This window comes from Streptomyces sp. NPDC006197, from assembly GCF_040613865.1.
In the GTDB taxonomy this organism is placed as follows: Bacteria; Actinomycetota; Actinomycetes; order Streptomycetales; family Streptomycetaceae; genus Streptomyces.
Window position 1 is genome coordinate 1 of record NZ_JBEXSZ010000071.1, and the last position, 12,802, is coordinate 12,802.

Genomic DNA, 12,802 nt, shown 5'->3' on the forward strand with positions numbered 1-12,802 from the left:
CCGAGGTTCGCAGGCTCTGATCGCAGACAACGCCGTCGGAAACCTCGACACCGCTGCCGTCGAGCCAACCTGTGGCGGGAGCGACCCCGATGCCGCCGCGACCTGCCCGCCGCCGTGGGGCACCGCGCGCCCACCGTCCAGCGCGTCCGCATCGGCGCCGCCGCCGACGGGACGATCGCGGCCCTCGCCCACGACGTGGTCACCCAGACGTCCACGGTGAAGGAGTTCGTCGAACAGGCCGCCGTCCCGGCCCGCACCATGTACACCTCCCCGCACAGCCGCACCACCCACCGGGTGGTCGCCCTGGACGTGCCCACCCCGTCGTGGATGCGCGCCCCCGGCGAGGCGTCCGGGATGTACGCCCTCGAAGCGGCCATGGACGAACTCGCCGGGACGGTCGGCGTCGACCCGGTGGAGCTCCGGCTGCGCAACGAACCCGACACCGAGCCCGACAGCGGCAAACCGTTCAGCAGCCGGGGCCTCGCCGCCTGCCTGCGGGACGGCGCGCGCCGGTTCGGCTGGGCGGACCGGGACCCGCGCCCCGGTGTCCGGCGGGACGGGGACGTGCTGTCCGGTACGGGCGTCGCCGCCGCCACCTATCCCGTACTCCTGAGCCCGTCCCGCGCCTCCGCCCACGCCGTCCCGGACGGCCGCTTCGTCGTCCGCGTCGACGCCACCGACATCGGCACCGGGGCGCGGACCGTCCTCGCCCAGATCGCCGCCGACGCCCTCGGCGCCCCGCTCGACTCCGTACGCGTCGAACTCGGCAGCAGCCGACTGCCCGACGCCCCCGTCGCCGGCGGCTCCTCCGGGACCGCGTCCTGGGGCTGGGCCGTGCACAAGGCCTGTGCCGCGCTGCGCGCGACCCTGGCCGCCGACCCCGGCCGTCCGCTGCCGCCCGAGGGCGTCACGGTCGAGGCGGACACGCGGGAGGAGGCGGGGCGGACGTCCCCGTACGCCCGCCACGCCTTCGGCGCCCACTTCGCGGAGGTCCGCGTCGACACCGTCACTGGCGAGGTCCGGGTGAGCCGACTGCTCGGCGTCTACGCCGTGGGCCGGGTCCTCAACGCGCGCACCGCCCGCTCCCAGTTCATCGGCGGCATGACGATGGGGCTCGGGATGGCCCTCACCGAACACAGCACCATGGACCTCGCCTTCGGCGACTTCCGCGAACGCGACCTGGCCTCCTACCACGTCCCTGTCTGCGCCGACGTGCCGGACATCGAGGCGCACTGGGTGGACGAGCCCGATCCCCACCTCAACCCGATGGGCAGCAAGGGCATCGGGGAGATCGGCATCGTCGGCACGGCGGCGGCGATCGCCAACGCCGTCCACCACGCATGCGGCATCCGCCTCCGGGAACTCCCCCTGACCCCCGACCGCCTCCTCCCGCTGCTCACCGCCCGGGCGCCCGCCCCCTAGGGGGTGTCGTGCGGGGTGCGCCAGGCGAACCAGGTGGGGAAGGCGGCCACCAGGTCGGGGTCGCCGTCCAGGCGGAGGTGGCCGGCGCGGCGGACGGCGGCGGGGGTGGTGGTGCGGGCGACCAGGCCGTGCCCGCGCATCCGGCGCAGCCGGGCGGACAGGAGACTGCGGCTGATCCCGGGCAGCCCCCGGTGCAGGTCGTTGAACCGCTCGGAGCCCAGGAGCAGTTCACGCAGCACGAGCAGGGTCCAGCGGTCAACGACCGCCTCCACCCCGGCCGTCACCGGGCAGTACTCGATCCCCCGCCGCGTCTCGCGCCGCGTCCCTCGCCCCGTCATGTGCCGTATCCCCGTCATGTGCCGTGTCCCCGTCGTGCCCCTCACCCCGCCGTGCCCCTCGCCCCGTTATGTCCCTCGCCCCGTTATGTCCCTCGCCCCGTCATGTGCCGCTTCTCCCCGCCGCCGACCGGGTCGTCGCCGCCGTCTTCGCCGAGCACGCGACGGCCGACGGCACGGTCCACGCGGACTCCGCCTACCTGCTCGCGGTGATCCGCCCGGCGGGCAACGCTCGTGATCAGTACGCCCGACGAGCTCGTGCCCGGAAGCGGTCCCAGCCAGTCCCGCCGATGATGTCCGGCGTTCCCGAACGCCGCAGCCACGACTGTGTCAGGACCGGCACCCCCACATTCGGGTCGCGATGCGAGGCGCACCTACGCCCGCGTGTCGCCCGTCGCCGCACGGCGGTGCGAATCCTCACCGGGGCGGGGCCGGGGCCCGCGCCGGTGGTGCCGAGTGCACAGGGCTGCGCGAACCAGGGTGCGGCGTGTCGTACCCAAGGACCGTCCGGATCGCGACAGTGAAGCACCACCGCCGACCGACAAGGACAACGATATGCCGGAGTTGACGACCACTCAGCGACGAGCACGCGGAGCTGCCGCCGTAGGCGTGGGCGCAGTCGCCACGGTCATGATCCGACGCAGCACCCGGAGGCGCGGCGAGTCGCCCGGTCGTCACGTACTGCCCGGAAGCACGAACGAGAACGTACGCGCAGCCGCGACGACGGCTGCGCCGCGCGTCGAGCAGCACACGAAGAGCCGGTGGGTGGTCTTCCTCGCCTACGGGCTCCTGGCGGCCGCGTCCCAGGCGCTCTTCGTGAACTACGCGCCCGTGACGGAGGACGCCGCGCGGCACTTCGGCGTCTCCATCGGCGAGATCGGCTGGCTGTCCCAGGTCTTCCCGCTGGTCTACGTCCTCCTTGCCGTCCCCGCCGGCATCGCGCTCGACCGGTTCCTCCGTCCGGCCCTCGTGGTCGGCGCGGTGCTCACCGCGTCAGGGGCGTTCCTGAGACTGGTTGCCGACGACTTCACCTGGGCGCTCATCGGACAGGCCGTCGCCGCCGCGGGGCAGCCCTTCGTCCTGAACGCCATACCGGGTCTCGCCGTGGGCTACCTCGCCGAGAAGCACCGCGCCACCGGAATCGCCGCCGCGTCCTCCGCCACGTTCGCCGGCATGGTCCTGGGCTACCTGCTGGGCGCGTTCCTGCCCGGCGAGAACCACATCCGCACCCTCACCCTCGTCACCGCCCTGATCGCCATGGACGCCGGGCTGTGTCTCGTCGCGGCACTTCGCCTCCCGCCGCGGGGGCGCCCCGAGTCCGCACCCGCGGCCAGTGGGCTCCGGGCCTTTCGCGCGGCCCTCGGCAACCGCTACGTACGACGTCTGTGCGCGGTCGTCGCCATCCCGATGGGCACGTTCATCGCCCTCGCGACGTTCGTGCAACCGCTGTTGGCGCCGGCGGGAGTTTCGGAATCCACCGCCGGTCTGATCCTCGCGCTGACCATGATCGCCGGCGTGATCGGCTGCGCCGTCGTACCGGTCTGGGCGGACCGACGCGGCCGCGAGGTCCAGGTCATGGGCGCCGCGATCGCCTTCACCGCCGGGGCCTGCCTCCATCTCGTCCTGGTCCCGAGCACGCCCATGGCCTTCCTCATGCTCCTCGGGACGGGCTTCGTGCTGCTCCCGGCCCTTCCCATCGTGCTCTCCCTGAGCGAGCGGCACGCGCCCGAAGCCGAGAGCACGGCGGCCGGTCTCATCTGGATGGCGGGCAATCTGGGAGGAGTACTGCTGGCGGCGGCCGTCGGGCTGCTCGTCACCCGCCCCGCGATCGCGTTCGCGGTCCTGTCAGCCGCCACCCTGCTCGCCCTCCCGGCACTCCACTGGTTCAGGAGGCTCGACACCACGGCCCCGTGAGGTGAACTCAGCCGGGATCGGGCGCAGCGATGTCGGGCGCGAGGTCCAGCAGCAGGAGCGCCGCCGCCACATGGGTCGGGTTGTCCTCCACCTTGACGGCCGAGAGCTCGTTGGCACGCGAGACCCGCCGCTCGACGGTGTTCCGGTGCGCGTAGAGGTGGGCGGCCGCCCGGGTGGTGTTGAAGCCGCACTGCACATAAGTGAGGAGTGCCTGCCGCAGTGCAGTGTCGGCTTCGGCCAACGGCCCGAGCGTGTTGATGACGAACCGACGTGCGCCGGCACGGTCCTTCGTGAGCGCGTCGATCAGCTCGACGTCGGCGTAGGCGGTGAAGTGCCGGTCGGACCCGAGCCGGATGACCAGCGCCTGCGCCGCGAGGGCGTCCTGGTGGCTGGAGCGGAATCCTTCGAGTCCACGTCCCGGCCTTCCCACCGCCACGCGGACCCGGTCGGTCGTCGCGAGGGCCTTCTCCACGTGGTGGAGGTCCGGAACGACCTCCCCCGAGAGCCAGATCCACCGCGACGTGACACTGGCACGCGCCACCAGGGCGCTCCGGCCCCCTGCGGCGGAGCGCACGGCCGGGATCGCCTCGTCCAGGGCATCGGCCTGCTGAGGATCGTCGGTCCACAGGACGAGGCCCACGTGCCACCGCCCCATCCGGTGGCGCAGGCGCCCCTCGGCCAGGTCTTCCGCCATCGGTGCCCCGCTGGCGATCAGCTGGATCAGTGCGATCCCCTCGGCATCCGTATTGCCCATCGCCGCGGCGAGGCCGGCTTCGCGCAGGGCCGCGACCGAGTCGAGGGCGTACTGCACCAGCGACTTCCCCGACACGTCCAGGACCCCGACGAGAAGGTCGGGGTCAACGCAGTGCGCCACGCACTCCTCCAACCATCGCCGCCAGCCGATCCCCAGGGCCACGCGCCAGGCGACGGCGAAGTCGGGCGCGATGCCGCGGGAGACGAGATCGTGGATGTACGCCGTGGTCCTCGGGCCGACGTAGGGCTCCACCCGCCGCCCCGGTTGCTGGACGTTCGCGGTCAGCCATTGGACGAGATCGGAGCGGTTGAGCTCGCGGTCCTCCTCGACCAGCGAGGCGTCCGCGAGGAGGGCGGGATCGTTCTGGGCCACCCGAGAGGGCTCTGCGAAGGCGTCGATCAAGGCGTCCGTTTCCGTCAGCAGACGCTGGCACAGTGACCTGATCGCATCAGCGACCTCGCGGGAGGGCGGGGGCCACAGCTCTTCCATGTCTTAAGTGTCCCTCCGGTCCCGAGGAGCCGACGCTCCCGACATGCCGTGTCACTGACAGATGAAGGCGAGCAGCGCGTCCTGGCGCTGTGCGGGCGTCGTCCTGGACCGCGCCGGAAAGGCGGCCGTCGCGGACCGGAGAATGCCGTTGACGACGTCGTCGACGATGCGGGTCATGGTTCCTTCTTCGTGGGTGAGGGATGCCGGAGGCATACGGGGTTTCGGGCTCAGGGGGCGGGCAGTTGACGCGACTGCCGTCCGGCGGCGAGGCCCTCCAGCGCCTGTGCGGCCCTCTTCGAGGAGAGCGTCCTTGTGGGGATCTCGATGGCGTCGCCTGCGGGGATCACGACCTCTTCGGCCCACGAGGAGACGCCCTGGTGGTGCGACGGCGCATCGTATCCGCCGCCTCGAAGGGCGTGGCAGGGCCTCGGAGAACAACCGCGCGCATGGGGCTCCAGAAGTGGGGGGTTGTTTAGTGATGCTAAACCGGCGGCAGGTTTACCACGCTGCCGGCGGCGCTGCAAGAGTTCCGGCGGCGTCGCCCCCCGAAGGGCACCGGCCACCCGTGACGCGCATGCCTTAGCCTCGTGTCACGGAGGGGCTCGTCCGAGTCGGCCCGTCACCCGATGGGCACGCGACCTCGATCTCTGGACGGGCGGTGAGCACACGATGTCCATCGAAAACAGCGGGAGAGCAGGCGGGGCGGCCAAGAACTCCCCTGCCCTCGAAGCGTCCACAGGCGCGCAACTGAGGGCGATCAGGATCAGCCGCGGGTTGTCGTTGACGGAAGTCGCGCATCGGGCGGATGTCACCAAGGGCTTCCTGAGCCAGTTGGAGCGTGGTCTCACCAACGTGTCCGTCCCGACGTTGTTGCGCGTCTGCGATGTGCTGCGGATCGGGGTCGGCGAGCTGTTCACCCACCCGGAGGAGCAGGTCGTGGAGAGCGGAAGCCGGATCGACATGGGCGGTGAAGGCGTGACCGAATATCTGCTCACGCCTGCCGACACCACGGCGTTCCAGGTCTTCCGCTCGGTGATCGAGCCGGGCGGGGGCACGGGCGGCCCCTATCGGCTCGACACCGCCACGATCTTCGCGATGGGGCTGAGCGGCTCGACCCGTCTGATCGTCGGGGGCGAGACCCGGATGCTGTCAGCCGGCGCGTCCACCTCGTTCTCCGGTCGGACGCTTCACCAGTTCGACAATCCGGGTACGACGGTCAGCGAGGTCCTGTGGGTCCTGTCGCCTCCACTGCCGCGCGTCACGCAAGGACCGGCCTAAACCACGTCTTTCGGACCTCGGCCGGAGGACACGGCCTGGAGCCGCTCGTAGACGGCCGGTCGGGCCGACCGCAGGACGAGGGCCTGTACCGCGCCGACCACGGCCGAGAGGGCGACGAACCCGCCGATCACCCAGGCGCCCTCGGTGGTGCCGACGAGGAGCGGGAAGTTGGCGACGATCAGGTAGACCACCCAGGCCAGGCCGAGGAAGGCCACGGCCGGGGCCACGGCCGCGCGCCACACCGACTGCTGCTCGCCGGCGCGCCGGAAGAAGCCGATCACCGCGAGGCTGGTGGCCGCCATCAGCAGGATGATGCCGAGGGTGGCGGCGCCGGAGAACCAGGCGTAGAGGTCCCCGATCGGGTCGAGGCCGAGCGCGACGACGACGAGCGTGGTGACGAACGCGACCGCCGAGGCGAGGGCCGAGGACGATGACGGCGCACGGTGCCGGGGGTGGACGACGCCCAGCGACGCCGGAAGGGCGCCGGCCCGGGACAGCGAGAACTGGTAACGCGTCACGACGTTGTGGAAGGCCAGCACGCACGCGAACTGACTGGTGATCAGGAGCAACTGCATCACGTCGGCCCAGACGGACCCGACGTAGCTCTGCGCCAGCTTGAGGACAAGGCCCTCGGGGTCGGCCTGCGCGGCGCCGGTCACGGAGTCGACGCCGACACCCACCACGACCGCCCACACGGTGAACGAGTAGAAGATCCCGATCACCAGGATCGCGACGTACGTCGCCCGCGGGACCGTGACGTCGGGGTCCTTGGCCTCGTTGCGGAACACGGCCGTCGCCTCGAAGCCGATGAACCCGAAGAAGGCGAACATCACGCCGAGGCCCGGGGATCCGTTCCCCACGATCGAAGGCGACAACGGCTCGGCCGTCAGACCATGGGCGCCGCCGTGTCCCACGATGCCGAGGTCCATGACCAGGAGCAGCAGGGATTCCAGCACCAGCACGACACCGAGCACCTTGGCGCTCAGCTCGATGTCGCGATAACCGAGGAAAGCGATGATGCCCAGCGAGACGAACGCCCACAACCACCACGGGGAGCCGACGTCGGCGTACCGCTCGATGACGTTGCTCGTCGCGACGCCGACGTAGGCGTTCACCCCGACGAGCAGCAGCGTGTAGGAGAAGAGCGCGAGGGTCGCGGCCGAGAGGCCGGGTATCCGGCCCAGCCCCGCCTGGACGTAGGCGTAGAAGGCCCCCGCGTCGCGCACCCGGCCGGCCATCAGCGTGAAGCCGACCGCGAAGACCAGCAGCATCACGGTGGACAGCGCGAAGTACAGCGGCATACCCGGGCTGCCGCTCACAGCGAAGGCGAGCGGCACCCCACCGGCCACCAGCCCGAGCGGCGCCGCCGCGGCGAGGACCATGAACACGATCTGCGGTACGCCGAGCCCGCGGTTGAGCGGGTCGCCCGTTCCCGCTTCACCGCTGGGTGCTTCGACGTGCCCTGTCTTGGAGAGGTCGGTCATGTCGACCACCTTTCAGCTCACGGCCGGTGCCGGCTCGTCATGGTTGGATGGATCGCCCCGAGCGGGAGCCGGGCTGCTCGTCGTTACCCCTCGCCGGCGATCCGGTAGTCGTCACCCGCGGCCGCCTCCAAGCCATGGCGGCCGTCGACGTCTCCACAGCAGCAAGCCGCCTCGACCTCCTCCGCGGTCAGACCGAGGCCGGGCTCCCACGACGCGATGCGTGCGACTGTCGGCGGGTGCGCACGCTCCCGCACACCGAGTCGGACCCGTGACTCACAGCAACCATCCGGTCACCTCAAGTCACCCTTCCGGTCATCCCGGGAGGGGGCCGCAACAAGGTGTTTAGTGCTACTAAACCGCAGCGGCAAACCTCTATCACGCCGGTGAGAACCCCACAAGGCCGCCGGCAAGGCTGCCGCGCTCGGCTGTCGACAACGCAGGAGAGCAGCGGTGCGACCGGCCTGTGCACCGTGCACCGGACCCGAGCGAAGCAGGTGCTCACTGTCGTTCTCGCAGGCGGCCGTGGCTGGCGAAAGTGAATCCACCAGCCACATGAACAGCGAGGAAACGCCATGACAGCTGAGGTGTTGGACGCCGTCGAGGAGTTCGACGTGGTGATCATCGGAGCGGGAATCTCCGGGATCGGCGCGGCCGCCTATTTCAGCCGAGAGCTCATCGACAAGTCGCTCGTCGTGCTGGAGGCCCGCGACAACATCGGTGGCACCTGGGACCTCTTCCGCTATCCCGGCATCCGTTCGGACTCCGACCTCCACACCTTCGGCTACGAGTTCAAGCCGTGGCGCCACGAAGCCGCGATCGCCGACGCCCACCTCATCAAGGGGTACCTCCAGGAAGCGGTCGAGGAGAACGACCTGGAGCGCCGCATCAGGCTCCGCCACCGGGTCGTCGGCTCGGAGTGGTCCTCGGAGGACTCGAAGTGGACCCTCACCGTCCAGACGCCGGACCCCGCCACGGGCGAGACCCGGACCAAGACGATCCGCGCGGGCTGGGTCTTCGCCGCCACCGGCTACTACCGGTACGACCAGGGGTTCTCCCCGGAGTTCCCGGGGCGCGACGACTTCGAGGGTCAGATCGTCCATCCGCAGCACTGGCCCGAGGACCTCGACTACAGCGGCAAGAAGGTCGTCGTCATCGGCAGCGGCGCGACCGCGATCACGCTGGTGCCGGCCATGGCCACCGGGGCGGGCGCCGCCCGACACGTGACGATGCTGCAGCGCACCCCCACCTACGTCATGGCGCTCCCCCGCGTCGACAAGATCGCCCTGGCGCTCACGAAGCTGCTCGGAGAAGAGCGCGGGTACGCCGTGACGCGGTTCAAGAACATCTGGACCGAACACGCCGTCGTCAAGGGTCTGCGGACCTTCCCCAAGGCCGGGCGAGCGTTGATCCGGCGCGAGAACATCAAGCGCCTTCCCAAGGGATTCGACGTCGACAAGCACTTCAACCCGCCGTACGACCCGTGGGACCAGCGGCTGTGCGCGGCACCGGACGGCGACTTCTTCGACGCGATCAAGGAAGGAGGGGCCTCCGTCGTCACCGACGCCGTGGCGAGGTTCAGCAAGCGCGGCATCGTCCTGGCGTCGGGTGAGGAACTGGAAGCCGACATCATCGTCACCGCGACGGGTCTGAACCTGCGGCTCTTCGACGGCATGCCCATCGTGGTCGACGGGCGCCAGGTCGACATCGCGGACGCGCTCTGTTATCGCGGCATGCTGCTGAGCGGGATCCCGAACTGGGCGATGGCGATCGGTTACACCACCTCGTCCTGGACGCTCAAGGTGAGCCTGATGTGTCGCTACTTCATCGATCTGGTCAGGCACATGGACGCCCGCGGATACGACACGGTGGTTCCGGTCGCACCGTCGGGGACGCCGCGCAGGCCCGTCATGGACCTCCAGGCCGGGTACGCCAAGCGCGGCGAGAAGCTCCTGCCCAAGCAGGGCCCCACGAAGCCCTGGCGGATGGCGATGTCCTACCCCGAGGACGCCAAGGCCCTGCGCGGACCGGTGGCCGACGGGAACCTCCAGTTCGGCACCGGCCGGCCGGCCGCGCAGCGGACCGGGAGGCGAGCGGCCCGTGCCTGAGACGAGCGGCGCCGAGAGCGTCGACCAGTACGCGACCCTGCCGTCCGGAATGACGATCTGCTTCCGGGACCACGGCGACAAGGCCGACCCCGTCATCCTGCTCGTCGCCGGCATGGGCGAGGACCTCACCCTCTGGACCGACTCGTTCTTCGCCTCGCTCGTCGCCCGCGGCTTCCGGGTCGTCGCGATCGACAACCGTGACGTCGGCCAGTCGACGTTCGTCGCCACGCCCCCTCCCGCGCTCTGGCGTCAGATCGCGGCGCGCCCGCGCGGCGACGCGTACGCGCTGGCCGACATGGCCCAGGACGCCGTCGGCGTACTCGACCACCTCGGGATCTCCCGGGTGCACCTGGTGGGGCGGTCGATGGGCGGGATGATCGCGCAGACGGTCGCGGCCACGGCGCCCGAGCGCGTTCTGTCGCTCACGTCCATCTATTCGACCACCGGGGCGAAGAAGGTGGGACAGCCGGCGCTGTCGACGATCCGGCTCATCGCCTCCCCACCGGCGAGGACCAGGACCGAGGCGGTCCGCGCCCACCTGCGGCTCACCGGGCACGTCGCCGGAGTGGGATACCCCATCGACGACGCGGCCGAGGCGGCCCTGGCAGCTCACGCGTGGGATCGCAGCGCCGGTGACCCTGCGGCCGGCGTGGCGCGTCAGGTCCAGGCGATCCAGCGCTCCGGAGACCGGACGGCCCAGTTGAGCAGGATCACGGCCCCGACGCTGGTCATCAACGGCGACCGGGACCTGCTGGTCGCCCCGAGCGGCGGCGCCGCGACCGTCCGGGCGATCCGCTCGGCCCAGCACGTGGTCATTCCCGGCATGGGCCACCACATCCCCGAGGCCCTCGTCGGCCCCGTCACCGAGTACATCGCGCAGCACGCGGCCCGCGTGGGCGAAGGAGGAAACCATGTCCGGATCTCGTAAATCCGGCTCCAGGGACACCACGGTCGACGTCGTGGTCGTCGGTGCCGGCTTCGCCGGCCTGAGCGCCGCCGAGCGACTGGTGAGCACGGGGCGGTCCGTCCTGGTCCTGGAGGGCCGCGACCGGGTCGGGGGCCGATCGCTCTCCGGTGAGGTCGCAGGCGTGAAGGTCGACCTCGGGGCGACGTGGGTGGCACGACGCCACACCGCCGTCCGGGACCTCGCGAACCGAATGGGCTGTACGACGACCGACCAGTTCAACCAGGGTCGCAACGTGCTGTGGATGGCAGGCCGGCGCCGCACCTACAGCGGCACCATTCCCAAGGTCTCCCCCGCGGCCCTGGTGGACATGGCCCGCATGCAGACGGCGGTGAACAAGCTGGTCGCGACCATCGACGTGAACGCCGCGTGGGAGACGCCCGGGGCCGGGCGGCTCGACGCCGTCTCGTTCGGCGAGTGGCTCGACCGGAAGAACGCGCTGCCCAGCACCCGTGCGCTGATGACCGTCATCAGCAAGGTGCAGTGGGGCTGCACCCCGGGGGACGTCTCCCTGCTGCACGCACTGCGCTACATCCGTTCGGCGGGCGGGCTCGATCACATGCTGGACGTCGACGGCGGCCAGCAGCAGGACCGGCTCGTCGAGACCACCCAGGAGATCGCCAAACGGGTGGCGGAAAAGCTCGGTGACCGCGTGCGCCTGGAGACGCCGGTGCGCCGCATCACGCAGGACGACGACGGCGTCACCGTCCACACCGACTCCGAGGAGATCCACGCCGGGTACGCGATCGTCACGGCCGCGCCGGCGCACCGCGCCGCCATCGCGTTCGACCCCGCTCTGCCCGAGCAGGCCGAAGGGCTCGCGCGAACCTGGCGCATGGGCGTGCTGAGCAAGGCCTTCGTGGCCTACGAGAAGCCCTTCTGGCGGGCCGACGGGTTCTCCGGCGAGGCGGTGACCGACACGGGAACCGTGTTCATCACCTTCGACGTGTCCCCCGCCCCCAGCGGACCGGGCATCCTGATGGCCTTCTGCGATCCGCGCGTCTTCGACGGCTTCAGCCCCGAGACCCGACGCGACCGGGTCGTCCAGCAGCTCGCCGACCTCTACGGTCCCCAGGCCCGCACCCCGATCGACTACGTGGACCACTGCTGGGGAGCGGAGCCCTTCGCCCCGGGTGGCCCCAACCCCGCCGTCGCCCCCTACGCGACCACGAGCTACGGCAAGGCGCTGACCGAGCCCCACGGGCGCATCCACTGGGCCGGCACCGAAACCGCCGGCGAATGGGCCGGCAGCATGAACGGCGCGGTCCTGACGGGCCAGCGCACCGCCGAGCGCGTCGTCACCCTCCTGTCCCGCGACGTCCGAGAGGGGGCGCTGCGATGAGGGAAGCGCTGTTCCTGCTGGCCGACCTGTGGATGATCTTCGCCGGCTACTTCTACGGATGGAAGTTCATCCGCCGGTACGGCAACTACCTCCTCGGTCTCGAGTGGATGGTCGTCGCGACGTCGGGCAGCAACTTCCTGCTCTGGTCGCTGCTCAGTGGCGACAGCGGCAGCGTCCTGTACGACGTGGCGTACTTCTTCGACGCGTTCTCCAGGTCGGTCGGCATCACGCTCATCCTGATCATGGGCCTGATGAAGGTCACCCATCGCTACAAGCCGAGCGTCGGCGTCGATGTCGGCGTGTTCGGGGTGGCGATCGTGGCCGGCCTGTTCCTCCGACACTTCCATGGCGCGGATCTCCACGCCGACCGCGGTGCGTTCTGGGTCTCCGTGTTCTACGTCGTCGTCAACCTCCTCACGACCGTGTTCCTCTGCTACTTCGTCAAGCGGCTCTGGAACGCGGGCGCGAGGTGGCCGGCGGTCTGGACGGCACTGGTCACGGCCGCCGGGACCACCATCGCGATCACGTACGACTTCTTCCCCCTGCCGTTCGACGACGCGAACCGCACGATCTTCTACACCGCCGCGCTGGCGACCTGGGGCACCCAGGGATTCGTCTACTTCCGCGCCTACCGCGCGCTGCACGACCGCAACGCGGCCTCGGACGCGAACCCGGCCCGCGCAACCGAAACCCTCGCATGAACCCCGAAAACGAA

Annotated in this window: 10 protein-coding genes and 1 pseudogene; 7 read left to right on the top strand and 4 right to left on the bottom strand. The window is 70.7% G+C overall.

What is annotated here, in order from left to right:
• Positions 1 to 93 precede the first annotated feature (93 nt).
• Positions 94 to 1,422 (top strand): annotated as a pseudogene (locus ABZ318_RS22170) (xanthine dehydrogenase family protein molybdopterin-binding subunit); the annotation flags it as partial.
• On the opposite strand, the gene ABZ318_RS22175 reads toward ABZ318_RS22170, so the two are convergent.
• Entirely contained in the window at positions 1,419 to 1,760 is a 342-nt protein-coding gene (locus ABZ318_RS22175; RefSeq protein WP_356904203.1) for a winged helix-turn-helix transcriptional regulator, read from the bottom strand. The pseudogene ABZ318_RS22170 and the gene ABZ318_RS22175 overlap by 4 nt on opposite strands.
• A 627-nt stretch (positions 1,761 to 2,387) precedes the next feature.
• Here ABZ318_RS22175 and ABZ318_RS22180 point away from each other — a divergent pair.
• Complete coding sequence (locus ABZ318_RS22180) at positions 2,388 to 3,671, top strand: MFS transporter (protein ID WP_356904204.1); 1,284 nt, start codon at positions 2,388 to 2,390, stop codon at positions 3,669 to 3,671.
• 7 nt (positions 3,672 to 3,678) lie between these two features.
• Here the strand turns inward: ABZ318_RS22180 and ABZ318_RS22185 are convergent, their stop codons facing one another.
• The gene (locus ABZ318_RS22185) at positions 3,679 to 4,914 is read right to left on the bottom strand and encodes a helix-turn-helix domain-containing protein (RefSeq protein WP_356904205.1); all 1,236 of its coding nucleotides are present in this window, start codon (positions 4,912 to 4,914) and stop codon (positions 3,679 to 3,681) included.
• Positions 4,915 to 4,965: 51 nt separating this feature from the next.
• Complete coding sequence (locus tag ABZ318_RS22190; protein ID WP_356904206.1) at positions 4,966 to 5,091, bottom strand: hypothetical protein; 126 nt, start codon at positions 5,089 to 5,091, stop codon at positions 4,966 to 4,968.
• Between the two features lie 492 nt (positions 5,092 to 5,583).
• Between ABZ318_RS22190 and ABZ318_RS22195 the strand changes: the two genes are divergently transcribed.
• Positions 5,584 to 6,192, top strand: coding sequence for an XRE family transcriptional regulator (locus ABZ318_RS22195; protein WP_356904207.1), 609 nt, complete (start codon positions 5,584 to 5,586; stop codon positions 6,190 to 6,192).
• On the opposite strand, the gene ABZ318_RS22200 is transcribed toward ABZ318_RS22195, so the two are convergent.
• Positions 6,189 to 7,676, bottom strand: a complete 1,488-nt coding sequence (locus ABZ318_RS22200; RefSeq protein WP_356904208.1) for an APC family permease — start codon at positions 7,674 to 7,676, stop codon at positions 6,189 to 6,191. The genes ABZ318_RS22195 and ABZ318_RS22200 overlap by 4 nt on opposite strands.
• Before the next feature lie 572 nt (positions 7,677 to 8,248).
• Between ABZ318_RS22200 and ABZ318_RS22205 the strand changes: the two genes are divergently transcribed.
• The 4 genes from ABZ318_RS22205 to ABZ318_RS22220 are packed head-to-tail and all read left to right on the top strand — an operon-like array spanning position 8,249 to position 12,788.
• The gene (locus ABZ318_RS22205) at positions 8,249 to 9,781 is read left to right on the top strand and encodes an NAD(P)/FAD-dependent oxidoreductase (RefSeq protein WP_356904209.1); all 1,533 of its coding nucleotides are present in this window, start codon (positions 8,249 to 8,251) and stop codon (positions 9,779 to 9,781) included.
• Positions 9,774 to 10,709, top strand: coding sequence for an alpha/beta fold hydrolase (locus tag ABZ318_RS22210; protein ID WP_356904210.1), 936 nt, complete (start codon positions 9,774 to 9,776; stop codon positions 10,707 to 10,709). Before ABZ318_RS22205 ends, ABZ318_RS22210 begins: the two co-directional genes overlap by 8 nt.
• Positions 10,693 to 12,087 (top strand): flavin monoamine oxidase family protein, encoded by a 1,395-nt coding sequence (locus ABZ318_RS22215; protein WP_356904211.1) that lies wholly within the window; start codon positions 10,693 to 10,695, stop codon positions 12,085 to 12,087. The genes ABZ318_RS22210 and ABZ318_RS22215 overlap by 17 nt, the downstream gene beginning before the upstream one ends.
• On the top strand, positions 12,084 to 12,788 hold the full coding sequence (locus ABZ318_RS22220) for a transporter (protein WP_356904212.1): 705 nt from the start codon (positions 12,084 to 12,086) through the stop codon (positions 12,786 to 12,788). The genes ABZ318_RS22215 and ABZ318_RS22220 overlap by 4 nt, the downstream gene beginning before the upstream one ends.
• Positions 12,789 to 12,802 lie beyond the last annotated feature (14 nt).

What these genes read in the sequence shown, in the direction of transcription:
- ABZ318_RS22175 (WP_356904203.1), bottom strand. Translation starts at nt 1,760, where the DNA reads ATGACGGGGCGAGGGACGCGGCGCGAGACGCGGCGGGGGATCGAGTAC.
- ABZ318_RS22180 (WP_356904204.1), top strand. Translation starts at nt 2,388, where the DNA reads ATGATCCGACGCAGCACCCGGAGGCGCGGCGAGTCGCCCGGTCGTCAC.
- ABZ318_RS22185 (WP_356904205.1), bottom strand. Translation starts at nt 4,914, where the DNA reads ATGGAAGAGCTGTGGCCCCCGCCCTCCCGCGAGGTCGCTGATGCGATC.
- ABZ318_RS22190 (WP_356904206.1), bottom strand. Translation starts at nt 5,091, where the DNA reads ATGACCCGCATCGTCGACGACGTCGTCAACGGCATTCTCCGGTCCGCG.
- ABZ318_RS22195 (WP_356904207.1), top strand. Translation starts at nt 5,584, where the DNA reads ATGTCCATCGAAAACAGCGGGAGAGCAGGCGGGGCGGCCAAGAACTCC.
- ABZ318_RS22200 (WP_356904208.1), bottom strand. Translation starts at nt 7,676, where the DNA reads ATGACCGACCTCTCCAAGACAGGGCACGTCGAAGCACCCAGCGGTGAA.
- ABZ318_RS22205 (WP_356904209.1), top strand. Translation starts at nt 8,249, where the DNA reads ATGACAGCTGAGGTGTTGGACGCCGTCGAGGAGTTCGACGTGGTGATC.
- ABZ318_RS22215 (WP_356904211.1), top strand. Translation starts at nt 10,693, where the DNA reads ATGTCCGGATCTCGTAAATCCGGCTCCAGGGACACCACGGTCGACGTC.
- ABZ318_RS22220 (WP_356904212.1), top strand. Translation starts at nt 12,084, where the DNA reads ATGAGGGAAGCGCTGTTCCTGCTGGCCGACCTGTGGATGATCTTCGCC.